General features: G+C 53.7%; 16 protein-coding genes, 4 pseudogenes and 1 riboswitch. Of the genes and pseudogenes, 10 read left to right on the top strand and 10 right to left on the bottom strand.

Annotated elements, in window-relative coordinates:
* Positions 1-49: 49 nt before the first annotated feature.
* A complete protein-coding gene (gene rpoC / locus BGK49_RS13280; protein ID WP_000653944.1) occupies positions 50-4,273 on the top strand; it encodes a DNA-directed RNA polymerase subunit beta' in 4,224 nt (1,407 codons plus the stop codon).
* A 212-nt stretch (positions 4,274-4,485) separates the two neighbouring features.
* Positions 4,486-5,025: a heat-shock protein C gene (locus tag BGK49_RS13275; RefSeq protein ID WP_005044600.1), complete on the top strand. Its 540-nt coding sequence runs from the start codon at positions 4,486-4,488 to the stop codon at positions 5,023-5,025.
* Positions 5,026-5,434: 409 nt separating this feature from the next.
* Here the strand turns inward: BGK49_RS13275 and thiH are convergent.
* The 7 genes and pseudogenes from thiH to rsd form a co-directional block, all read right to left on the bottom strand.
* Positions 5,435-6,568, bottom strand: a pseudogene (gene thiH / locus BGK49_RS13270) (2-iminoacetate synthase ThiH).
* On the bottom strand, positions 6,565-7,335 hold the full coding sequence (gene thiG, locus BGK49_RS13265; RefSeq protein ID WP_000944094.1) for a thiazole synthase: 771 nt from the start codon (positions 7,333-7,335) through the stop codon (positions 6,565-6,567). The pseudogene thiH and the gene thiG overlap by 4 nt, the downstream one beginning before the upstream one ends.
* A gap of 1 nt (position 7,336) precedes the next feature.
* Positions 7,337-7,537: a sulfur carrier protein ThiS gene (gene thiS / locus BGK49_RS13260; RefSeq protein WP_001166232.1), complete on the bottom strand. Its 201-nt coding sequence runs from the start codon at positions 7,535-7,537 to the stop codon at positions 7,337-7,339.
* Positions 7,521-8,276: pseudogene (gene thiF, locus BGK49_RS13255) on the bottom strand (thiazole biosynthesis adenylyltransferase ThiF). Before thiF ends, thiS begins: the two are co-directional and overlap by 17 nt.
* Positions 8,269-8,904, bottom strand: coding sequence for a thiamine phosphate synthase (gene thiE, locus BGK49_RS13250; protein WP_000284600.1), 636 nt, complete (start codon positions 8,902-8,904; stop codon positions 8,269-8,271). Before thiE ends, thiF begins: the two are co-directional and overlap by 8 nt.
* Positions 8,904-10,799, bottom strand: a complete 1,896-nt coding sequence (gene thiC, locus BGK49_RS13245; RefSeq protein WP_001276935.1) for a phosphomethylpyrimidine synthase ThiC — start codon at positions 10,797-10,799, stop codon at positions 8,904-8,906. Before thiC ends, thiE begins: the two co-directional genes overlap by 1 nt.
* An 80-nt stretch (positions 10,800-10,879) precedes the next feature.
* Positions 10,880-10,980, bottom strand: a riboswitch (TPP riboswitch).
* Positions 10,981-11,032: 52 nt separating this feature from the next.
* Positions 11,033-11,509 (bottom strand): sigma D regulator, encoded by a 477-nt coding sequence (gene rsd, locus BGK49_RS13240; RefSeq protein WP_000934302.1) that lies wholly within the window; start codon positions 11,507-11,509, stop codon positions 11,033-11,035.
* Between the two features lie 94 nt (positions 11,510-11,603).
* Here rsd and nudC point away from each other — a divergent pair, with 94 nt between their 5' ends.
* The 6 genes from nudC to BGK49_RS13210 all read left to right on the top strand — a co-directional run bounded on the left by nudC (position 11,604) and on the right by BGK49_RS13210 (position 15,962).
* Positions 11,604-12,377: an NAD(+) diphosphatase gene (gene nudC, locus BGK49_RS13235; RefSeq protein WP_069375755.1), complete on the top strand. Its 774-nt coding sequence runs from the start codon at positions 11,604-11,606 to the stop codon at positions 12,375-12,377.
* Positions 12,378-12,416: 39 nt separating this feature from the next.
* Positions 12,417-13,481 carry a uroporphyrinogen decarboxylase gene (gene hemE / locus BGK49_RS13230; protein WP_000137657.1) on the top strand — a complete coding sequence of 355 codons (1,065 nt, stop codon included), beginning with the start codon at positions 12,417-12,419 and terminating at the stop codon, positions 13,479-13,481.
* Between the two features lie 9 nt (positions 13,482-13,490).
* Complete coding sequence (nfi, locus tag BGK49_RS13225) at positions 13,491-14,162, top strand: deoxyribonuclease V (protein ID WP_000362392.1); 672 nt, start codon at positions 13,491-13,493, stop codon at positions 14,160-14,162.
* 42 nt (positions 14,163-14,204) lie between these two features.
* A complete protein-coding gene (locus BGK49_RS13220) occupies positions 14,205-14,795 on the top strand; it encodes a YjaG family protein (protein WP_000941113.1) in 591 nt (196 codons plus the stop codon).
* Between the two features lie 186 nt (positions 14,796-14,981).
* Positions 14,982-15,254 carry a nucleoid-associated protein HU-alpha gene (hupA, locus tag BGK49_RS13215; RefSeq protein ID WP_001044513.1) on the top strand — a complete coding sequence of 91 codons (273 nt, stop codon included), beginning with the start codon at positions 14,982-14,984 and terminating at the stop codon, positions 15,252-15,254.
* 12 nt (positions 15,255-15,266) lie between these two features.
* Positions 15,267-15,962: a DUF1481 domain-containing protein gene (locus BGK49_RS13210; protein WP_001084037.1), complete on the top strand. Its 696-nt coding sequence runs from the start codon at positions 15,267-15,269 to the stop codon at positions 15,960-15,962.
* A gap of 1 nt (position 15,963) precedes the next feature.
* On the opposite strand, the gene zraP is transcribed toward BGK49_RS13210, so the two are convergent.
* Positions 15,964-16,389, bottom strand: coding sequence for a zinc resistance sensor/chaperone ZraP (gene zraP / locus BGK49_RS13205; RefSeq protein ID WP_000828222.1), 426 nt, complete (start codon positions 16,387-16,389; stop codon positions 15,964-15,966).
* 237 nt (positions 16,390-16,626) lie between these two features.
* Between zraP and zraS the strand changes: the two are divergent.
* Both zraS and zraR read left to right on the top strand, forming a co-directional pair.
* A pseudogene (gene zraS, locus BGK49_RS13200) lies at positions 16,627-18,002 on the top strand (two-component system sensor histidine kinase ZraS).
* A pseudogene (gene zraR / locus BGK49_RS13195) lies at positions 17,999-19,323 on the top strand (sigma-54-dependent response regulator transcription factor ZraR). The pseudogenes zraS and zraR overlap by 4 nt, the downstream one beginning before the upstream one ends.
* Here the strand turns inward: zraR and purD are convergent.
* Positions 19,320-20,609: a phosphoribosylamine--glycine ligase gene (purD, locus tag BGK49_RS13190; RefSeq protein WP_000866800.1), complete on the bottom strand. Its 1,290-nt coding sequence runs from the start codon at positions 20,607-20,609 to the stop codon at positions 19,320-19,322. The pseudogene zraR and the gene purD sit on opposite strands and share 4 nt — an antisense overlap.
* A gap of 11 nt (positions 20,610-20,620) precedes the next feature.
* A complete protein-coding gene (gene purH / locus BGK49_RS13185; protein ID WP_001187566.1) occupies positions 20,621-22,210 on the bottom strand; it encodes a bifunctional phosphoribosylaminoimidazolecarboxamide formyltransferase/IMP cyclohydrolase in 1,590 nt (529 codons plus the stop codon).
* Between the last annotated feature and the right edge of the window lie 607 nt (positions 22,211-22,817).

Below are 22,817 nucleotides of genomic sequence, written 5' to 3'. Positions count from 1 at the left end.
GGGTTAAAACCCGGCAGCGGATTGTGCTAACTCCGACGGGAGCAAATCCGTGAAAGATTTATTAAAGTTTCTGAAAGCGCAGACTAAAACCGAAGAGTTTGATGCGATCAAAATTGCTCTGGCTTCGCCAGACATGATCCGTTCATGGTCTTTCGGTGAAGTTAAAAAGCCGGAAACCATCAACTACCGTACGTTCAAACCAGAACGTGACGGCCTTTTCTGCGCCCGTATCTTTGGGCCGGTAAAAGATTACGAGTGCCTGTGCGGTAAGTACAAGCGCCTGAAACACCGTGGCGTCATCTGTGAGAAGTGCGGCGTTGAAGTGACCCAGACTAAAGTACGCCGTGAGCGTATGGGCCACATCGAACTGGCTTCCCCGACTGCGCACATCTGGTTCCTGAAATCGCTGCCGTCCCGTATCGGTCTGCTGCTCGATATGCCGCTGCGCGATATCGAACGCGTACTGTACTTTGAATCCTATGTGGTTATCGAAGGCGGTATGACCAACCTGGAACGTCAGCAGATCCTGACTGAAGAGCAGTATCTGGACGCGCTGGAAGAGTTCGGTGACGAATTCGACGCGAAGATGGGTGCGGAAGCAATCCAGGCTCTGCTGAAGAGCATGGATCTGGAGCAAGAGTGCGAACAGCTGCGTGAAGAGCTGAACGAAACCAACTCCGAAACCAAGCGTAAAAAGCTGACCAAGCGTATCAAACTGCTGGAAGCGTTCGTTCAGTCTGGTAACAAACCAGAGTGGATGATCCTGACCGTTCTGCCGGTACTGCCGCCAGATCTGCGTCCGCTGGTTCCGCTGGATGGTGGTCGTTTCGCGACTTCTGACCTGAACGATCTGTATCGTCGCGTCATTAACCGTAACAACCGTCTGAAACGTCTGCTGGATCTGGCTGCGCCGGACATCATCGTACGTAACGAAAAACGTATGCTGCAGGAAGCGGTAGACGCCCTGCTGGATAACGGTCGTCGCGGTCGTGCGATCACCGGTTCTAACAAGCGTCCTCTGAAATCTTTGGCCGACATGATCAAAGGTAAACAGGGTCGTTTCCGTCAGAACCTGCTCGGTAAGCGTGTTGACTACTCCGGTCGTTCTGTAATCACCGTAGGTCCATACCTGCGTCTGCATCAGTGCGGTCTGCCGAAGAAAATGGCGCTGGAGCTGTTCAAACCGTTCATCTACGGCAAGCTGGAACTGCGTGGTCTTGCTACCACCATTAAAGCTGCGAAGAAAATGGTTGAGCGCGAAGAAGCTGTCGTTTGGGATATCCTGGACGAAGTTATCCGCGAACACCCGGTACTGCTGAACCGTGCACCGACTCTGCACCGTCTGGGTATCCAGGCATTTGAACCGGTACTGATCGAAGGTAAAGCTATCCAGCTGCACCCGCTGGTTTGTGCGGCATATAACGCCGACTTCGATGGTGACCAGATGGCTGTTCACGTACCGCTGACGCTGGAAGCCCAGCTGGAAGCGCGTGCGCTGATGATGTCTACCAACAACATCCTGTCCCCGGCGAACGGCGAACCAATCATCGTTCCGTCTCAGGACGTTGTTCTGGGTCTGTACTATATGACCCGTGACTGTGTTAACGCCAAAGGCGAAGGCATGGTGCTGACTGGCCCGAAAGAAGCAGAACGTCTGTATCGCTCTGGTCTGGCTTCTCTGCATGCGCGCGTTAAAGTGCGTATCACCGAGTATGAAAAAGATGCAAACGGTGAATTAGTAGCGAAAACCAGCCTGAAAGACACGACTGTTGGCCGTGCCATTCTGTGGATGATTGTACCGAAAGGTCTGCCTTACTCCATCGTCAACCAGGCGCTGGGTAAAAAAGCAATCTCCAAAATGCTGAACACCTGCTACCGCATTCTCGGTCTGAAACCGACCGTTATTTTTGCGGACCAGATCATGTACACCGGCTTCGCCTATGCAGCGCGTTCTGGTGCATCTGTTGGCATCGATGACATGGTCATCCCGGAGAAGAAACACGAAATCATCTCCGAGGCAGAAGCAGAAGTTGCTGAAATTCAGGAGCAGTTCCAGTCTGGTCTGGTAACTGCGGGCGAACGCTACAACAAAGTTATCGATATCTGGGCTGCGGCGAACGATCGTGTATCCAAAGCGATGATGGATAACCTGCAAACTGAAACCGTGATTAACCGTGACGGTCAGGAAGAGAAGCAGGTTTCCTTCAACAGCATCTACATGATGGCCGACTCCGGTGCGCGTGGTTCTGCGGCACAGATTCGTCAGCTTGCTGGTATGCGTGGTCTGATGGCGAAGCCGGATGGCTCCATCATCGAAACGCCAATCACCGCGAACTTCCGTGAAGGTCTGAACGTACTCCAGTACTTCATCTCCACCCACGGTGCTCGTAAAGGTCTGGCGGATACCGCACTGAAAACTGCAAACTCCGGTTACCTGACTCGTCGTCTGGTTGACGTGGCGCAGGACCTGGTGGTTACCGAAGACGATTGTGGTACCCATGAAGGTATCATGATGACTCCGGTTATCGAAGGTGGTGATGTTAAAGAGCCGCTGCGCGATCGCGTACTGGGTCGTGTAACTGCTGAAGACGTTCTGAAGCCGGGTACTGCTGATATCCTCGTTCCGCGCAACACGCTGCTGCACGAACAGTGGTGTGACCTGCTGGAAGAGAACTCTGTCGACGCGGTTAAAGTACGTTCTGTTGTATCTTGTGACACCGACTTTGGTGTATGTGCGCACTGCTACGGTCGTGACCTGGCGCGTGGCCACATCATCAACAAGGGTGAAGCAATCGGTGTTATCGCGGCACAGTCCATCGGTGAACCGGGTACACAGCTGACCATGCGTACGTTCCACATCGGTGGTGCGGCATCTCGTGCGGCTGCTGAATCCAGCATCCAGGTGAAAAACAAAGGTAGCATCAAGCTCAGCAACGTGAAGTCGGTTGTGAACTCCAGCGGTAAACTGGTTATCACTTCCCGTAATACTGAACTGAAACTGATCGACGAATTCGGTCGTACCAAAGAAAGCTACAAAGTACCTTACGGTGCGGTACTGGCGAAAGGCGATGGCGAACAGGTTGCTGGCGGCGAAACCGTTGCAAACTGGGACCCGCACACCATGCCGGTTATCACCGAAGTAAGCGGTTTTGTACGCTTTACTGACATGATCGACGGTCAGACCATTACTCGTCAGACAGACGAATTGACCGGTCTGTCTTCGCTGGTGGTTCTGGATTCCGCAGAACGTACCGCAGGTGGTAAAGATCTGCGTCCGGCACTGAAAATCGTTGATGCTCAGGGTAACGACGTTCTGATTCCGGGTACCGATATGCCTGCGCAGTACTTCCTGCCGGGTAAAGCGATTGTTCAGCTGGAAGATGGCGTACAGATCAGCTCTGGTGACACCCTGGCGCGTATTCCGCAGGAATCCGGCGGTACCAAGGACATCACCGGTGGTCTGCCGCGCGTTGCGGACCTGTTCGAAGCACGTCGTCCGAAAGAGCCGGCAATCCTGGCTGAAATCAGCGGTATCGTTTCCTTCGGTAAAGAAACCAAAGGTAAACGTCGTCTTGTTATCACCCCGGTAGACGGTAGCGATCCGTACGAAGAGATGATTCCGAAATGGCGTCAGCTCAACGTGTTCGAAGGTGAACGTGTAGAACGTGGTGACGTAATTTCCGACGGTCCGGAAGCGCCGCACGACATTCTGCGTCTGCGTGGTGTTCATGCTGTTACTCGTTACATCGTTAACGAAGTACAGGACGTATACCGTCTGCAGGGCGTTAAGATTAACGATAAACACATCGAAGTTATCGTTCGTCAGATGCTGCGTAAAGCTACCATCGTTAACGCGGGCAGCTCCGACTTCCTGGAAGGCGAACAGGTTGAATACTCTCGCGTCAAGATCGCAAACCGCGAACTGGAAGCGAACGGCAAAGTGGGTGCAACTTACTCCCGCGATCTGCTGGGTATCACCAAAGCGTCTCTGGCAACCGAGTCCTTCATCTCCGCGGCATCGTTCCAGGAGACCACTCGCGTGCTGACCGAAGCAGCCGTTGCGGGCAAACGCGACGAACTGCGCGGCCTGAAAGAGAATGTTATCGTGGGTCGTCTGATCCCGGCAGGTACCGGTTACGCGTACCACCAGGATCGTATGCGTCGCCGTGCTGCGGGTGAAGCTCCGGCTGCACCGCAGGTGACTGCAGAAGACGCATCTGCCAGCCTGGCAGAACTGCTGAACGCAGGTCTGGGCGGTTCTGATAACGAGTAATCGTTAATCCGCAAATAACGTAAAAACCCGCTTCGGCGGGTTTTTTTATGGGGGGAGTTTAGGGAAAGAGCATTTGTCAGAATATTTAAGGAATTTCTGAATACTCATAATCAATGTAGAGATGACTAATATCCTGAAACTGACTGAACTAATTGAGTCAAACTCGGCAAGGATTCGATACTATTCCTGTGTAACTTTCTTAAGGAACGAGAATGAAACAGGAAGTGGAAAAGTGGCGACCTTTTGGAGATCCGGATGGTGATATTCGTGATTTATCATTTCTTGATGCTCATCAGGCTGTCTACGTTCAGCATCATGAGGGCAAAGAGCCTTTAGAGTATCGCTTTTGGGTTACCTACTCTCTTCACTGCTTCACAAAAGATTATGAACATCAGACGAACGAAGAAAAACAATCGTTAATGTACCACGCGCCTAAAGAATCTCGTCCCTTCTGCCAGCACCGTTATAACTTAGCGCGCACACACTTAAAAAGAACTATTTTGGCGCTGCCAGAAAGCAACGTTATTCATGCCGGGTATGGTAGCTATGCCGTGATTGAGGTGGACTTAGACGGAGGAGATAAGGCATTTTACTTTGTTGCGTTCAGGGCTTTCAGGGAAAAGAAAAAACTCCGTTTGCATGTAACTAGCGCTTATCCCATTTCTGAAAAACAGAAAGGTAAATCAGTGAAATTTTTCACCATTGCCTACAACTTATTGAGAAATAAGCAGCTTCCTCAGCCCTCAAAATAACAAAACCCACCTTAAGGTGGGTTTCGCCAGAGAATTATCTCTGGTATTCAGAACGCCATTACCGGACTTTGCCTTGACCTTGCGATAATCGCAGGTTGCGGGATGTCTGAATTTCTTCAGTCTGCTGCATCCTGGAAGATGAGAACATGTGTTCTTATTTTCGTCTCTATCATAGTTGAGTATTTACTCTCTTACAATCAGATCTCTTTCATTGCTCAACAGGCGATGGCTTCAGACTTTGCATTACGGAATTTTTAAGAAAGGCAGGGCGAAACGAGGAAGAAGCTTTTCGCCCTGGACAACATTCCTGCTGACGGCACTACCATAAAAAAACACAACGCTTTCAACAACCTTGCGTTTTTCATCTTCCGTAGCGGCTCGGAATAAATTTACGTTCTTACATTCCGTCTCATAGTCTTTGCGAGGCCCGTCCCAGATAGCTGTCCCAGTCTTTCCATACCGGCTGCAAACCCTGAGCGGTTAACGCGGCAGCAACCGCTTCCGGTCTGCGATCGTCGTGCGGTGAGAACTGTTCCAACTCGGGGTGATTATCGGCATAGCCACCTGGCTGCGTTTTCGAGAAGGCGCTGACGTTATTGATCGCCAGCGGAATAACGCGATCGCGAAACCACGGTGATTCCCGCGTGGAGAGTGACAGTTCAATCTCCGGTGCAAGCAGTCGGAAGGCGCAGATGGTTTGCACTAACTGGCGTTCATCCATAATCGACGCAGGCTCAATGCCGCCAGTACACGGGCGCAGGCGCGGAAAGGAGACAGAGTAACGGCTTTGCCAGTAATGCTGTTGCAGCCATAGCAAATGTTCGGCAACCATATAGCAGTCAACGCGTCAGTTGTCGGAAAGGCCAATTAGCGCGCCGAGGCCTATCTTATCAATCCCCGCACGCCCCAGCCGATCCGGCGTTTCCAGCCGCCAGAAGAAGTCCTGTTTTTTGCCTTTCAGATGATGGCGGGCATAAGTCGCCTCGTGATATGTCTCCTGATAAACCATCACGCCATCCAGACCAAGCTGCTTTAACTCGGCGTATTCCGTCTTCGCCAGCGGTTGCACTTCCATTTGTAGTGAAGAGAACTGTTCACGCAGGGCGGGGAGATGACGACGAAAGTAATCCATCCCCACTTTCGCCTGATGTTCACCAGTGACTAATAGCAGATGTTCAAAGCCCATCTCCCGTATAGCGGCGCTTTCCCTGGCAATATCCGCTTCATCCAGCGTTTTGCGCTTGATGCGATTACTCATGGAAAATCCGCAGTACGTGCAGTCGTTAGCGCAAAGATTGGAAAGATAAAGCGGGACGTAGAAACTAACTGTGTTGCCAAATCGCTGACGGGTCAGACGCTGCGCCCGTTGGGCCAGTTGTTCCAGATAGCCACTGGCGGCTGGCGATAACAGCGCCATCATATCGTCGCGGGTGAATTGCGAGGCATTTAGCGCCCGCTCTACGTCAACAGCCGTTTTGCCGTTGATACGCAGGCGGATGTCATCCCAGTCCAGTTGTCGCCAGCGATCGCTGAAGGTTTTCATGCCGATGCCTCCAGAAATCCAGTCAGCGGGCTGGTGGCATGAGCAAAATGACTGCGGCTGCCCGGTCCGGACTGACGTGCCAGCAGGCCTGCTTCTACCGCCAGACGAAATGCCTTCGCCATGTTGACGGGATCGTCCGCTACGGCAATCGCCGTATTCACTAACACCGCGTCGGCCCCCATTTCCAGGGCCTGCGCGGCATGGCTGGGAACGCCGATGCCAGCATCGACAACCACCGGAACTGTGGCCTGCTGGATAATAATCTCCAGCATGGCACGGGTTTCCAGTCCCTGATTCGAGCCAATCGGCGCGCCGAGCGGCATCACCGCTGCACAGCCGACTTCTTCCAGACGTTTACACAATACCGGATCGGCCCCGCAGTAAGGCAGCACGACAAATCCCTGTTGTACCAGCATTTCGGCGGCTTTCAGAGTTTCGATGGGATCGGGCAACAGCCAGCGGGCGTCAGGGTGAATCTCTAATTTTAACCAGTTTGTGCCTAACGCTTCACGTGCCAGATGGGCGGCGAAAATGGCTTCTTCCGCTGTTTTCGCCCCGGAAGTATTTGGCAGCAGGGTCACACCCGCCGCGATAAGCGGTTCGAGGATAGCGTCGTTGTGCTGGCGCAAGTCGACACGTTTCATCGCCAGTGTCACCAGCTGGCTGCCGGAAGCGCGGATCGCCTCCACCATCAGTTGTGAAGAAGCGAATTTCCCTGTGCCGGTAAACAGATGTGAATCAAACGTTTTGTCCGCAATACGTAACATCTCAACCCCCTGCAATAACCTGAAAAAGCAGGATCTGGTCGCCATCCTGCACGATATGTTGCGTCCACTGCTCACGCGGGACGATTTGCTGATTAATCGCCAGAGCCGCGCCCGCTTGTCGTTGGTCGAGTTGCTCCAGTAGTTCGTGAACAGTTTGCCCGGCGGCGCACTGCATCGGTTGATCGTTAAACAGGATCTGCATTGCTTCCTCCGCATACCGGGCAACCACTGGCGCGGCGCAACGCCAGGCTGCGCCACTGGCTCGATTTACCGTCGAACAGTCGGAGTTCTCCCGCAGGTGTCTCTATACCGCTTAATAACTTAATGGCTTCCAGTGCCTGCAAAGTGCCCATAACCCCGACCACCGGGCCAACCACGCCCGCCGTGCGGCAGTTGCGTTCTGGCTCCTGGTTATCTGGCCACAGGCAGCGGTAACACCCCTGCTCCCAGGGCGGCGTCAGTACCATCAACTGACCGCCAAATCCGACCGCGCTGGCGGTGATAAGCGGCGTGTTGAGTACCACGCAGGCGGCATTAATCTCCTGGCGAGTCGCCATATTGTCGGTACCGTCGAGCACCACATCGGCCCGTGCAACCGCATCTTTTAACGCCTCACCCGTTAACCGTTGTTGTAATGCTGTCAGTTGAATGTCGGGATTCAACTGTGTCAGTCGCTGTTGGCTGACCTGTGATTTCGGGCTGTTGATATCTTCAGTGGTAAAGAGAATTTGTCGTTACAGATTGCTTAAATGCACATCGTCGTCATCTGCCAGTACCAGCGTCCCGACGCCAGCGCCCGCCAGGTATAGCGCAGCAGGTGTACCCAGCCCGCCAAGACCGATAATCAGCACCTGGCTGTCGAGCAGTTTTTGCTGCCCGTCAAGAGCGATATCGTCGAGCAGGATTTGGCGGCTATAACGCATAAAATCACGGTCATTCATCGCCAACTCCTGCAATTTCCAGCAACTGTGCCGTTGCCAAACGCCAGTCTGCGGCTTGAGTAATGGCGCTGACGACGGCGATACTGCCGACACCCGTTGCTATCACCGCAGGCGCGCGTGCCAGACTGATACCGCCAATCGCCACGGTGGGATAATCCGCCAGTCGCTCAACATGCCGTGCCAGCTGTTCCAGCCCCTGCGGTGCAGAAGGCATCTGTTTGGTTTGCGTCGGGAACACATGTCCCAGCGCGATATAAGAGGGGCGTGCTGCCAGCGCGACGTCGATTTCCATATCGTCATGTGTCGAAACACCCAGCCGCAGGCCTGCCGCGCGGATGGCATTGAGATCGGTGGCTTGCAAATCTTCCTGCCCCAAATGGACGCCATACGCCTGATGCTTGATCGCGAGCCGCCAGTAATCGTTGATAAACAATCGCGCGTTATAGCGGCGGCCCAGCGCAATTGCCGCCACGACATCGGCTTCCACCTCTTCATCGCGCCGATCTTTGATGCGTAGCTGGAGAGTACGTACGCCTGCATCCAACAGACGTTCGATCCACTGTACGCTGTCCACCACTGGGTACAGTCCTAAACGAAAAGGTACAGGAGGAAAATCAGGCTGATACATCACGCTTCCTCCTTACGCAGGTAGATTTCTCCGCCTCTGGCACGGAAGTTCTCCGACATATCCGCCATTCCCATTTCAATAGTTTGCGTGGCGGCGTAATCACGCACTTCCTGGCTGATTTTTATCGAGCAGAATTTCGGCCCACACATGGAGCAAAAATGGGCGACTTTACCTGACTCTTGCGGCAGGGTTTCATCGTGATAAGCGCGGGCGGTAAACGGGTCGAGGGCCAGATTAAACTGGTCTTCCCAGCGAAATTCGAAGCGGGCTTTCGACATGGCGTTATCGCGAATTTGCGCGCCCGGATGCCCTTTCGCCAGGTCAGCGGCGTGGGCGGCAATCTTATAGGTGATAAGCCCCTGCTTAACATCTTCTTTATTAGGCAGACCCAGATGCTCTTTTGGCGTTACGTAACAGAGCATCGCGCAGCCAAACCAGCCAATCATCGCCGCACCAATCCCCGACGTGAAGTGGTCATAGCCCGGCGCAATATCGGTAGTTAGCGGCCCCAGAGTGTAAAACGGCGCTTCGTGGCAGTGCTCTAACTCCTCGGTCATATTGCGGCGGATCATCTGCATCGGCACGTGGCCTGGGCCTTCAATCATCACCTGCACGTCATATTCCCAGGCAATTTTGGTCAGTTCGCCCAGCGTATGCAGCTCGGCAAACTGCGCTTCATCGTTGGCGTCCTGAATAGAACCGGGGCGCAGACCGTCGCCCAGCGACAGCGAAACGTCATAAGCGGCACAGATTTCACAAATTTCGCGGAAGTGTTGATAGAGGAAATTTTCCTGATGATGGGAGAGGCACCATTTCGCCATAATCGAACCGCCGCGAGAGACGATACCGGTCAGGCGTTTCGCGGTCATCGGCACATAGCGCAACAGTACGCCCGCATGGATAGTGAAGTAATCCACACCTTGCTCGGCCTGTTCCAGCAGCGTGTCGCGGAACGCTTCCCAGGTAAGATCTTCGGCGATCCCGTTAACCTTCTCCAGCGCCTGGTAGATCGGCACTGTACCGATCGGCACCGGACTGTTACGCAAAATCCACTCGCGGGTTTCGTGAATATAGCGACCGGTGGAGAGATCCATCACCGTATCCGCTCCCCAGCGCGTGGACCATACCAGCTTTTCCACTTCTTCTTCGATGGAAGAGGTGACCGCCGAGTTGCCGATATTGGCGTTAACTTTTACCAGGAAGTTACGGCCAATAATCATCGGCTCCGATTCCGGATGATTAATGTTGGCCGGGATAATCGCACGTCCGGCAGCAACTTCATCACGGACAAATTCCGCAGTGATATTTTCCGGCAGACGTGCGCCAAAGCTCATTCCCGGATGCTGGTGGCGTAAAACTTCGCTACGTATGCGCTCGCGGCCCATATTCTCGCGGATGGCGATGAATTCCATTTCCGGTGTGATGATGCCCTGGCGGGCGTAGTGCAGTTGGGTGACACGGCGTCCTGCTTTGGCGCGTTTTGGTGTTAGTACGCCGCTAAAACGCAGTTCGTCGAGGCCATCATCTGCCAGCCGCGCTTTAGTGTAATCGGAACTGCGCACGGTAAGTTCTTCGGTATCGCCGCGCGCATCGATCCACGGCTGGCGTAGTTTTGCCAGCCCTTGCTGCACGTTAATGGCGATCTGCGGATCGCCATATGGGCCGGAGGTGTCGTAGACCGGAATCGCTTCGTTTTCTTCAAACTGCAGCTGTTCTTTGCTGCCGCCGATTAGCGTCGGGCTAAGCTGGATCTCACGCATCGGCACGCGAACGCCAGAGTGTGTGCCAGTGAGGTAAATGCGTTTTGAGTTGGGAAAGGCGGTGCCTTCCAGGGTGTCGATAAAATGTTGGGCCCGGGCGCGTTGTTCGCGGCGGGTCAGTTTTGTTGCAGACATAGCTCATTCCAAAAAGTTAAGGACGTGGCTTGTCAGACGACGGATGAAGCAAGAGACGATCGCCGCAAAGGCGATGCGATAGCAGATTAACTCTTGTTCCCTTCGCAGGTATTAGCCTGATCAGGTTCCGCGGATCCCGAATAAACGGTCTCAGCCAGTTAAGGCACTCCGACAAGAAATTAGCCCCCACAAACGGGGCGTTGAATGTAAATTACGCGTTAACAGCGCAGAACTCAAGCAGGATGTTTGACGCGGGCGGCGTCAAGCACCAGCAGAATCAGCTTATCTTCCAGCACAAAGCGCGCTTCCAGCGCCTCGCCGATGTCAGATAAAACCTGTTGAAACTCAAGGTAATTATCATGATCGATGGCGGTTTCCAGGCTGGAATCGTAGTAATCCATAATCTGTTGGGTATTGGCTTCGAGTTGCGGCCAAATCTTCGCGGCGCGCGCGAGTTGCCCGTTGCCTTCCAGCTTATGAAGAATGCGCTCATAAATACTGAAATGTCCGGCAGACAAGTAATCGACCAGGCTCTGACAAAAATCATCAAGGGCTTTTTCGTTTAGCCTCATGTACGATTCTTTGCCAGGCTTAATGCCAACCAGATTGTAGTAAGCCACGAGCAGATGCTTACGTACATGTAGCCAGCGATCAACCAGTTTGTTACTTCCTCTGACGCGCTCCGTCAGGTTATCGAGCTGGTTAAGCATGATTGACTCCGCAAGTTTGTATTCAAAAACTGCTCAGTGAGAAATGTAAAAACCATGTTAAACATGCCAGTGATGCAAAGGTAGTGCAAGAGCTATGGATCGTATAATTGAAAAATTAGATCACGGCTGGTGGGTCGTCAGCCATGAACAAAAATTATGGTTGCCGAAGGGAGAATTGCCATATGGCGAAGCGGCAAATTTCGATCTTGTGGGTCAGCGCGCACTACAAATCGGCGAATGGCAGGGGGAACCTGTTTGGTTAGTACAACAGCAGCGGCCTCACGATATGGGGTCGGTACGTCAGGTCATTGATCTCGATGTTGTGCTGTTTCAACTGGCCGGACGAGGCGTACAACTGGCGGAGTTTTACCGATCGCATAAATACTGTGGTTACTGCGGGCATGAAATGTATCCGAGCAAAACCGAATGGGCGATGCTGTGCAGCCATTGCCGTGAGCGTTACTACCCGCAAATCGCCCCCTGCATTATTGTTGCCATCCGTCGCGATGATTCGATCCTCCTCGCCCAGCATACCCGCCATCGTAACGGTGTCCATACAGTACTTGCCGGATTCGTCGAAGTGGGCGAAACCCTCGAGCAGGCAGTCGCGCGGGAAGTGATGGAAGAGAGCGGAATTAAAGTTAAAAACTTGCGTTACGTGACTTCTCAGCCGTGGCCGTTTCCTCAGTCTTTAATGACCGCGTTTATGGCGGAATATGACAGCGGCGACATCGTGATCGACCCGAAAGAATTGCTCGAGGCGAACTGGTATCGCTATGACGATTTGCCGTTACTCCCGCCGCCCGGCACCGTAGCGCGCCGTCTGATAGAAGATACTGTGGCGATGTGTCGGGCAGAGTATGAGTGATGATACACTGACCGCCTGACGCACTAAGGAACAGCCAAAATGACCGAACTTAAAAACGATCGTTATCTGCGGGCGCTGCTGCGCCAGCCCGTTGATGTCACTCCAGTATGGATGATGCGCCAGGCGGGTCGCTATCTACCGGAATATAAAGCCACGCGCGCCCAGGCGGGCGATTTTATGTCGCTGTGCAAAAACGCCGAGCTGGCGTGCGAAGTGACTTTGCAACCGCTGCGTCGCTACCCGCTGGATGCGGCGATCCTCTTTTCCGATATCCTCACCGTGCCGGACGCGATGGGGTTAGGGCTCTATTTTGAAGCCGGAGAAGGTCCGCGTTTTACCTCGCCAGTCACCTGCAAAGCCGACGTCGATAAGCTGCCAATTCCGGACCCGGAAGATGAGCTGGGTTACGTGATGAACGCGGTGCGTACCATTCGTCGCGAACTGAAAGGCGAAGTGCCGCTGATTGGTTTTTCCGGCAGCCCGTGGACGCTGGCAACCTACATGGTGGAAGGCGGCAGCAGCAAAGCCTTCACCGTGATCAAAAAAATGATGTATGCCGATCCGCAGGCGCTGCACGCTCTACTCGATAAACTGGCGAAAAGCGTCACTTTGTATCTGAATGCGCAGATTAAAGCCGGTGCTCAGGCAGTGATGATTTTCGACACCTGGGGCGGTGTGCTTACCGGGCGCGATTATCAACAGTTCTCGCTCTATTACATGCATAAAATTGTTGATGGTTTACTGCGTGAAAACGACGGTCGCCGCGTACCGGTCACGCTGTTTACCAAAGGCGGCGGACAGTGGCTGGAAGCGATGGCAGAAACCGGTTGCGATGCGTTGGGCCTCGACTGGACAACGGATATCGCCGATGCGCGCCGCCGTGTGGGCAATAAAGTCGCGTTGCAGGGTAATATGGATCCGTCGATGCTGTACGCGCCGCCTGCCCGCATTGAAGAAGAAGTAGCGACTATACTTGCAGGTTTCGGTCACGGCGAAGGTCATGTCTTTAACCTTGGTCACGGCATTCATCAGGATGTGCCGCCAGAACATGCTGGCGTGTTCGTGGAGGCAGTGCATCGACTGTCTGAACAATATCACCGCTAAGGAGTGATTATGGATCTCGCGTCATTACGCGCTCAACAAATCGAACTGGCTTCTTCTGTGATCCGCGAGGATCGACTCGATAAAGATCCACCGGATCTGATCGCCGGAGCCGATGTCGGGTTTGAGCAGGGCGGAGAAGTGACGCGAGCGGCGATGGTGCTGCTGAAATATCCCTCGCTTGAGCTGGTGGAGTATAAAGTTGCCCGCATCGCCACCACCATGCCTTACATTCCAGGTTTTCTTTCCTTCCGCGAATATCCTGCGCTGCTGGCAGCGTGGGAGATGCTGTCGCAAAAGCCGGATTTAGTGTTTGTCGATGGTCATGGGATCTCGCATCCTCGCCGTCTTGGCGTCGCCAGCCATTTTGGTTTGATGGTGGATGTGCCAACGATCGGCGTGGCGAAAAAACGGCTCTGCGGTAAATTCGAACCGCTCTCCAGCGAACCGGGCGCGCTGGCCCCACTGATGGATAAAGGCGAGCAGCTGGCCTGGGTCTGGCGCAGCAAAGCGCGCTGTAACCCGTTGTTTATCGCTACCGGCCATCGGGTCAGCGTGGACAGCGCGCTGGCGTGGGTACAACGCTGCATGAAAGGCTATCGTCTGCCGGAGCCAACGCGCTGGGCGGACGCGGTGGCCTCGGAACGTCCGGCGTTCGTGCGCTATACAGCAAATCAGCCCTAATTCAGGTAAACTGCGGATAATTTCCGTATTTGAGAACTTAACATGTTACAAAACCCAATTCATCTGCGTCTGGAGCGCCTGGAAAGCTGGCAGCATGTCACTTTCATGGCTTGCTTATGCGAACGCATGTACCCCAATTACGCCATGTTCTGCCAGCAAACCGGTTTTGGTGATGGGCAAATTTACCGTCGTATTCTCGATCTCATCTGGGAAACGCTGACCGTTAAAGACGCAAAAGTAAATTTCGACAGCCAACTGGAGAAATTTGAAGAAGCGATTCCTTCAGCCGACGATTTCGATCTGTACGGCGTTTATCCGGCAATCGATGCCTGCGTGGCGTTAAGTGAACTGGTCCATTCGCGTTTGAGTGGTGAAACGCTCGAACACGCGGTGGAAGTGAGTAAGACCTCCATCACGACCGTTGCGATGCTGGAAATGACTCAGGTTGGTCGCGAAATGAGCGATGAAGAGCTTAAAGAAAACCCAGCTGTAGAGCAAGAATGGGACATTCAGTGGGAAATATTCCGACTTTTAGCTGAGTGCGAAGAACGCGATATCGAGCTGATAAAAGGCCTTAGGGCAGACCTGCGTGAGGCGGGTGAGAGCAATATTGGTATAATTTTTCAGCAATAAGACCAGAAAACGTGATTTAACGCCTGATTTGTCGTACCTGGAGTCTTCCCTTTCGCCCCCCGTCTGGTCTACATTTGGGGGGCGAAAAAAAGTGGCTATCGGTGCGTGTATGCAGGAGAGTGCTATTCTGGCATTTCCGTCGCACTCGATGCTTAGCAAGCGATAAACACATTGTAAGGATAACTTATGAACAAGACTCAACTGATTGATGTAATTGCAGAGAAAGCAGAACTGTCCAAAACCCAGGCTAAAGCTGCTCTGGAGTCCACTCTGGCTGCAATTACTGAGTCTCTGAAAGAAGGCGATGCTGTACAACTGGTTGGTTTCGGTACCTTCAAAGTGAACCACCGCGCTGAGCGTACTGGCCGCAACCCGCAGACCGGTAAAGAAATCAAAATTGCCGCAGCTAACGTACCGGCATTTGTTTCTGGCAAGGCACTGAAAGACGCAGTTAAGTAAGATTGCGTGGCAGTGAACAGTTTTAACGAAGGGGTGGTTTCACCCCTTTTGTCTTTCTGGCGTCGATCATTGATGCTGGCTGGCGCTCTGCTTCTCACTGCCTGTAGTCATAACTCTTCACTTCCTCCCTTTACCGCCAGTGGATTTGCTGAAGACCAGGGCGCGGTACGCATCTGGCGAAAAGACAGCGGCGATAATGTGCATCTGCTTGCCGTGTTTAGCCCGTGGCGCAGTGGCGATACCACGACGCGAGAGTATCGCTGGCAGGGCGATAACCTCACGCTCATCAATATCAATGTTTACAGCAAACCGCCGGTGAATATTCGCGCGCGTTTTGACGATCGCGGTGATCTGAGCTTTATGCAACGTGAATCCGATGGGGAAAAGCAGCAGCTTTCTAACGACCAAATCGATTTATACCGTTATCGTGCTGATCAGATCCGCCAGATTAGCGATGCCTTACGTCAGGGGAGAGTCGTGCTGCGCCAGGGGCGCTGGCATGCGATGGAACAGACCGTGACCACCTGCGAAGGGCAAACCATTAAACCTGATTTAGATTCGCAGGCGATAGCGCATATCGAGCGCCGCCAGAGCCGCTCTTCTGTTGATGTCAGCGTGGCATGGCTGGAAGCGCCCGAAGGTTCGCAATTACTGTTAGTGGCAAACTCTGATTTCTGTCGCTGGCAACCCAACGAGAAAACGTTCTGATTTACCAGTGGCCCATACCCATATGACCGCCACCACCGCAGCCGCCGTAGCCCATGCCCATTCCGGCTCCGCGCGGAATACCCGCTTCAGCCATCGCGATATCTCGTTTCACCCGTAACTCATCTAACGACTGACGCAAATTCTCCATCTCTTTGGCGACCGCGTTAATTTTGCTGCTATCCGGTGGGTTCGCGGCTAACAGGGCATTGTATTCATAACGCTTCGTCACCAGTTGCTGTTGCAGTGCGCTGCTTTGAGCGTAAAAGTCATTATGGATTTTCTGCCACGCTGTCTGTTGTTCGCTGGTCAAAGGCGCGGCATTTTGCTGCCACATACCGTGTCCGCCGTGAGCAAATGCAGATGTCGATCCCATCGCCATTGCTGAAAGCGCCATCATTACCAGGGCAATTTTCGTGTTCCGTTTCATGGTTAATCCTCCAGTGGTTGTCTTACTTCGGGTATTGCATCTTCCGTGCCAACGATGAAACGCTGATATGACGGGTAATCTGGCATGATAAACGAGTAAAAATGACTCGCCTGCTGCGGGTAGCGAGTCATTTTTACTCATTGAAACTTAAGCCTTTGTGTTACAGCGCAGGGTAAGCGCTGATAAAAGATGGCATGATTTCTGCTGTCAGAAAGGGATGAGCAGGCAAAGAAGAAGATGCGTTTTATGCAACGTTCTAAAGACTCCTTAGCTAAATGGTTAAGCGCGATCCTCCCCGTGGTCATTGTTGGGCTGGTAGGGTTGTTTGCGGTGACGGTGATTCGCGATTATGGGCGCGAGACTGCGCCGCCAGACAAACGCTGCTGGAAAAAGGCAGTGTACTTATTCGCGCTCTTGAATCCGGCTCGCGCGTCGGCATGGGGATGCGCATGCATCATGCGCAGCAGCAGGCCCTACTGGAAGAAATGGCCGGGCAGCCTGGAGTACGTTGGTTTGCGGTCACGGATGAACAAGGAACAATCGTGATGCATAGCAACTCCGGCATGGTGGGAAAACAGCTTTATTCCCCGCAGGAAATGCAGCAGTTACATCCGGGAGATGAAGAAGCGTGGCGGCGGATCGATAGCGCAGACGGTGAGCCTGTTCTGGAAATTTATCGCCAGTTTCAACCGATGTTTGCTGCTGGAATGCACCGGATGCGCCATATGCAGCAGTATGCCGCGACACCACAAGCAATTTTCATCGCTTTCGACGCCAGTAATATTGTGAGTGCCGAAGATCGTGAGCAGAGAAACACCCTGATTATCCTCTTCGCCCTGGCGACGGTCTTGCTGGCAAGCGTATTGTCATTCTTCTGGTATCGCCGCTATCTGCGCTCGCGCCAGCTTCTACAAGATGAAATGAAGCGCAAAGAGAAGCTGGTGGCACTGGGGCATCTGGCGGCAGGCGTTGCCCACGAAATCCGTAATCCACTTTCCTCAATTAAAGGGCTGGCGAAATACTTTGCCGAACGCGCGCCAGCAGGGGGAGAAGCGCATCAACTGGCGCAGGTGATGGCGAAAGAAGCCGACCGTTTAAACCGCGTGGTAAGCGAGTTGCTGGAACTGGTTAAGCCAACGCATCTGGCTTTGCAGGCGGTGGATCTCAACACGCTGATTAACCACTCATTACAGCTGGTAAGCCAGGATGCAAACAGCCGGGAGATCCAGTTACGCTTTACCGCCAACGACACATTACCGGAAATTCAGGCCGATCCGGACAGGCTGACTCAGGTCCTGTTGAATCTCTATCTCAATGCTATTCAGGCGATTGTTCAGCATGGCGTGATTAGCGTGACGGTCAGCGAAAGCGGCGCGGGCGTGAAAATCAGCGTTACCGACAGCGGTAAGGGAATTGCGGCAGATCAGCTTGAAGCCATCTTCACTCCGTACTTCACCACCAAAGCCGAAGGCACCGGATTGGGGCTGGCGGTCGTGCATAATATTGTTGAACAACACGGTGGTACAATTCAGGTCGCAAGCCAGGAGGGAAAAGGCTCAACGTTCACCCTCTGGCTTCCGGTCAATATTACGCGTAAGGACCCACAAGGATGACGCACGATAATATCGATATTCTGGTGGTGGATGATGACATTAGCCACTGCACTATTTTGCAGGCTTTACTGCGCGGCTGGGGCTATAACGTCGCGCTGGCGAACAGCGGGCGACAGGCGCTGGAGCAGGTGCGGGAACAGGTTTTTGATCTTGTGCTTTGCGATGTGCGAATGGCGGAGATGGACGGCATCGCCACGCTGAAAGAGATCAAAGCGTTAAACCCGGCAATTCCGGTGCTGATTATGACTGCGTACTCCAGCGTCGAGACGGCGGTAGAGGCACTGAAAACTGGGGCGCTGGATTATCTCATCAAGCCGCTGGATTTCGATAACCTACAGGCGACGCTGGAAAAGGCGCTCGCGCATACGCACAGTATTGATGCTGAAACACCTGCGGTGACTGCCAGCCAGTTCGGTATGGTCGGTAAAAGCCCGGTGATGCAACACCTGCTCAGTGAAATCGCCCTCGTCGCGCCATCGGAAGCCACAGTGCTGATCCACGGCGATTCCGGCACCGGTAAAGAGCTGGTCGCCAGGGCGATTCACGCCAGTAGCGCACGTAGCGAAAAACCGCTGGTAACGCTCAACTGTGCGGCACTCAACGAATCCTTGCTGGAATCTGAATTGTTCGGTCACGAAAAAGGGGCGTTTACTGGAGCCGATAAACGCCGGGAAGGGCGCTTTGTTGAGGCGGACGGCGGCACGCTGTTTCTCGATGAAATTGGCGATATCTCGCCGATGATGCAGGTGCGTCTGCTGCGTGCGATTCAGGAGCGCGAAGTTCAGCGTGTCGGTAGCAACCAGACTATCTCGGTTGATGTCCGGCTGATTGCGGCGCCCCATCGCGATCTTGCCGCAGAGGTGAATGCCGGGCGTTTTCGCCAGGATCTCTACTATCGCCTGAATGTGGTGGCGATTGAAGTACCATCGCTGCGGCAACGGCGGGAAGATATCCCTCTGCTGGCTGGCCATTTTCTGCAGCGCTTTGCCGAGCGTAATCGCAAGGCGGTAAAAGGTTTTACGCCCCAGCGATGGATCTGTTGATTCATTACGACTGGCCGGGAAATATTCGTGAGCTGGAAAACGCGGTGGAACGGGCAGTGGTGCTGCTGACCGGGGAATATATTTCCGAACGCGAGCTGCCGCTGGCGATTGCCAGTACGCCGATCCCGCTGGGGCAAAGTCAGGATATTCAGCCGCTGGTGGAAGTGGAAAAAGAGGTGATTCTGGCGGCACTGGAGAAAACGGGCGGCAACAAAACTGAAGCCGCCCGTCAGTTAGGGATCACGCGTAAAACGTTATTGGCAAAACTGTCGCGTTAGTTCTGCTCGCGTTCGATAGCACGCCAGCCGATATCTTTCCGGCAGAAGCAGTCGTCCCAGTGGATATCGGTCATTAAGGCATAGGCGCGTTTCTGCGCTTCTGCCACGGTATGACCCAGCGCGGTGACGCACAGTACGCGCCCGCCGTTGGTCACTACCTGCTCGTCATCCGCCAGTTTTGTGCCCGCGTGGAACACTTTGCCGCCTGCCACTTCTTCCAGCGGCAGGCCGTGGATCACGTCACCGGTGCGGTAATCACCCGGATATCCACCCGCAGCCATCACCACGCCGAGAGAAGCGCGTTCATCCCACTCGGACGTTTTCTCGTCCAGTTTGCTTTCACAGGCCGCCAGGCAGAGCTCAACCAGATCGGACTTCATGCGCAGCATAATCGGCTGGGTTTCCGGATCGCCAAAGCGGCAGTTAAATTCAATAACCTTCGGATTGCCCTGTTTGTCGATCATCAGGCCCGCGTAGAGAAAACCGGTGTAGGTGTTGCCTTCCGCCGCCATGCCTTTCACGGTTGGCCAGATAATACGTTCCATGGTGCGCTGATGAACGTCATCGGTTACTACCGGCGCGGGGGAGTAAGCGCCCATCCCGCCGGTGTTTGGTCCGGTATCTTTATCGCCTACGCGTTTGTGATCCTGGCTGGTAGCCATCGGCAGCACATGCTCGCCGTCCACCATCACGATAAAGCTCGCTTCTTCGCCATCGAGGAACTCTTCGATAACGATGCGATGACCCGCGTCGCCAAAAGCGTTGCCCGCCAGCATATCGTGAACAGCCGCTTCCGCTTCTTCCAGCGTCATCGCCACGATAACGCCTTTCCCGGCAGCCAGACCGTCCGCTTTAATGACGATTGGCGCGCCTTTCTCACGCAGATACGCCAGCGCAGGTTCTACCTCGGTGAAGTTCTGGTATTCCGCCGTAGGGATCTTATGGCGGGCCAGGAAATCTTTGGTAAACGCTTTTGAGCCTTCCAGTTGGGCCGCACCTGCGGTTGGGCCGAAGATTTTCAGCCCGGCGGCGCGGAAGGTATCGACCACGCCTTTCACCAGCGGCGCTTCCGGGCCGACGATGGTCAGATCAATCTTTTCGTTTTGTGCGAAATCCAACAGCGCCGGGATATCGGTCACGCCAATAGCAACGTTTTGCAGCGCGGGTTCCAGCGCAGTGCCTGCATTACCCGGAGCAACAAAAACAGTCTCAACCAGCGGCGACTGGGCCGCTTTCCAGGCCAGCGCGTGCTCGCGCCCGCCGTTACCAATCACTAATACTTTCATCTATTGCTCCATTAATGGCGGAAGTGGCGCATGTCGGTGAAGAGCATCGCAATACCGTGCTCGTCGGCGGCGGCAATCACTTCGTCATCACGGATGGAACCGCCAGGCTGGATTACGCAGGTCACGCCCGCAGCGGCGGCGGCATCAATACCGTCGCGGAACGGGAAGAACGCGTCAGAAGCCATCGAGGAACCTTTCACTTCCAGGCCTTCATCGGCAGCTTTAATACCGGCGATTTTCGCGGAGTACACGCGGCTCATCTGGCCCGCGCCAATACCGATGGTCATATTGTTTTTGGCATAGACGATAGCATTGGATTTCACGAACTTCGCCACTTTCCAGCAGAACAGCGCATCGCGCAGTTCCTGTTCGGTCGGCTGACGTTGGGTGACGACGCGCAGTTCTTCCGCACCGACCATCCCCAGGTCACGATCCTGAACCAGCAGACCGCCGTTCACGCGTTTGAAATCAAGACCCGGAACACGCTCGCCCCACTGACCGCAGGTCAGAACGCGTACGTTCTGCTTGGCGGCGGTGATTTTCAGGGCTTCTTCGCTGGCGGAAGGCGCAATAATCACTTCGACAAACTGACGAGAAATGATGGCCTGTGCGGTTTCCGCATCTAGCTCGCGGTTAAAGGCAATGATGCCGCCGAATGCGGAGGTTGGGTCGGTTTTGTACGCGCGATCGTAAGCATCAAGAATGGAATTGCCGATAGCTACACCGCAAGGGTTGGCGTGCTTCACAATCACACATGCTGGCTCGGCGAACTCTTTCACGCACTCCAGCGCCGCATCGGTATCGGCGATGTTGTTATAAGAGAGGGCTTTACCCTGAACCTGGGTTGCGGTAGCAACGGAGGCTTCTTTCACATTCTCTTCTATATAGAAGGCAGCCTGCTGGTGGCTGTTCTCGCCGTAACGCATATCCTGCTTCTTAATGAAGTTCAGGTTCAGCGTGCGTGGGAAGCGACCGGCGGCTTCTTTGCTTTCACCGTGGTACGCCGGAACCATGCTGCCGAAGTAGTTGGCAATCATGCTGTCGTAGGCGGCAGTGTGTTCGAAGGCTTTGATGGCGAGGTCGAAACGGGTTGCAAGCGTCAGCGATCCTTCGTTGTCATCCATCTCTTTAATAATGGCGTCGTAGTCGCTGCTCTTCACCACGATTGCGACATCTTTATGGTTCTTAGCGGCGGAGCGCACCATGGTCGGGCCGCCGATATCGATGTTCTCAACCGCATCTTCCAGCGAGCAGCCTTCACGAGCAACAGTCTGGGCGAACGGATACAGGTTAACAACCACCATATCGATAGGCTGGATCTGATGTTCTTCCATAATGGCATCGTCCTGGCCGCGACGGCCCAGAATGCCACCATGTACTTTCGGATGCAGGGTCTTCACGCGTCCATCCATCATCTCCGGGAAACCGGTGTAATCGGAAACTTCGGTTACCGGCAGACCTTTTTCTGCTAACAGACGGGCAGTGCCCCCTGTAGACAGCAGCTCCACACCGCGTGCGGAAAGTGCCTGGGCGAATTCGACGATACCGGCTTTGTCAGAAACACTGAGCAGAGCGCGGCGGACTGGACGACGTTGTTGCATGGTAAATCCCCTGGATTTGACTATTACAGAGAGCGTTAGCTGAATTTTTCGCGAAAAACTCAGCTAACGCCCCTAACGGGGCATCCTTATTTTTCGCCCGCATTGTAACGAAAACGTTTGCGCAACGCTCGCGAATTTTTCTCTTTCAATGGTGATCACAATTTTGACAGTGGTTACCGTGGGAAAAATACAGAAATTACATTGATGATTGTGGATAACTCTGTGCGTAAAAAGGTATAAAGCGGGGTTTTGCTGGGGAATGCAGCAGTCAGTCATTTTTCTGCAATTTTTCTATTGCGGCCTGCGGAGAACTCCCTATAATGCACCTCCATCGACACGGCGGATGTGAATCACTTCACACAAACAGCCGGTTCGGTTGAAGAGAAAAATCCTGAAATTTAGGGTTGACTCTGAAAGAGGAAAGCGTAATATACGCCACACTCGCGACAGTGCGCTAAAGCGCGTCGCAACAGCTCTTTAACAATTTATCAGACAATCTGTGTGGGCACTCGAAGATACGGATTCTTAACGTCGCAAGACGAAAAATGAATACCAAGTCTCAAGAGTGAACACGTAATTCATTACGAAGTTTAATTCTTTGAGCATC

The organism is Shigella sp. FC1544 (genome assembly GCF_001722145.1).
Taxonomy (GTDB): Bacteria; Pseudomonadota; Gammaproteobacteria; order Enterobacterales; family Enterobacteriaceae; genus Escherichia; species Escherichia coli.
The sequence above is the reverse complement of the archived record's forward strand: the minus strand, read 5'-3'. Positions and strand labels throughout refer to the sequence as shown.

Bases quoted from the DNA above. Each gene is read 5' to 3' on its own strand.
- BGK49_RS13275 (WP_005044600.1), top strand. From the start codon at position 4,486: ATGAAACAGGAAGTGGAAAAGTGGCGACCTTTTGGAGATCCGGATGGT.
- thiG (WP_000944094.1), bottom strand. From the start codon at position 7,335: ATGTTACGTATTGCGGACAAAACGTTTGATTCACATCTGTTTACCGGC.
- thiS (WP_001166232.1), bottom strand. From the start codon at position 7,537: ATGCAGATCCTGTTTAACGATCAACCGATGCAGTGCGCCGCCGGGCAA.
- thiE (WP_000284600.1), bottom strand. From the start codon at position 8,904: ATGTATCAGCCTGATTTTCCTCCTGTACCTTTTCGTTTAGGACTGTAC.
- thiC (WP_001276935.1), bottom strand. From the start codon at position 10,799: ATGTCTGCAACAAAACTGACCCGCCGCGAACAACGCGCCCGGGCCCAA.
- rsd (WP_000934302.1), bottom strand. From the start codon at position 11,509: ATGCTTAACCAGCTCGATAACCTGACGGAGCGCGTCAGAGGAAGTAAC.
- nudC (WP_069375755.1), top strand. From the start codon at position 11,604: ATGGATCGTATAATTGAAAAATTAGATCACGGCTGGTGGGTCGTCAGC.
- hemE (WP_000137657.1), top strand. From the start codon at position 12,417: ATGACCGAACTTAAAAACGATCGTTATCTGCGGGCGCTGCTGCGCCAG.
- nfi (WP_000362392.1), top strand. From the start codon at position 13,491: ATGGATCTCGCGTCATTACGCGCTCAACAAATCGAACTGGCTTCTTCT.
- BGK49_RS13220 (WP_000941113.1), top strand. From the start codon at position 14,205: ATGTTACAAAACCCAATTCATCTGCGTCTGGAGCGCCTGGAAAGCTGG.
- hupA (WP_001044513.1), top strand. From the start codon at position 14,982: ATGAACAAGACTCAACTGATTGATGTAATTGCAGAGAAAGCAGAACTG.
- zraP (WP_000828222.1), bottom strand. From the start codon at position 16,389: ATGAAACGGAACACGAAAATTGCCCTGGTAATGATGGCGCTTTCAGCA.
- purD (WP_000866800.1), bottom strand. From the start codon at position 20,609: ATGAAAGTATTAGTGATTGGTAACGGCGGGCGCGAGCACGCGCTGGCC.
- purH (WP_001187566.1), bottom strand. From the start codon at position 22,210: ATGCAACAACGTCGTCCAGTCCGCCGCGCTCTGCTCAGTGTTTCTGAC.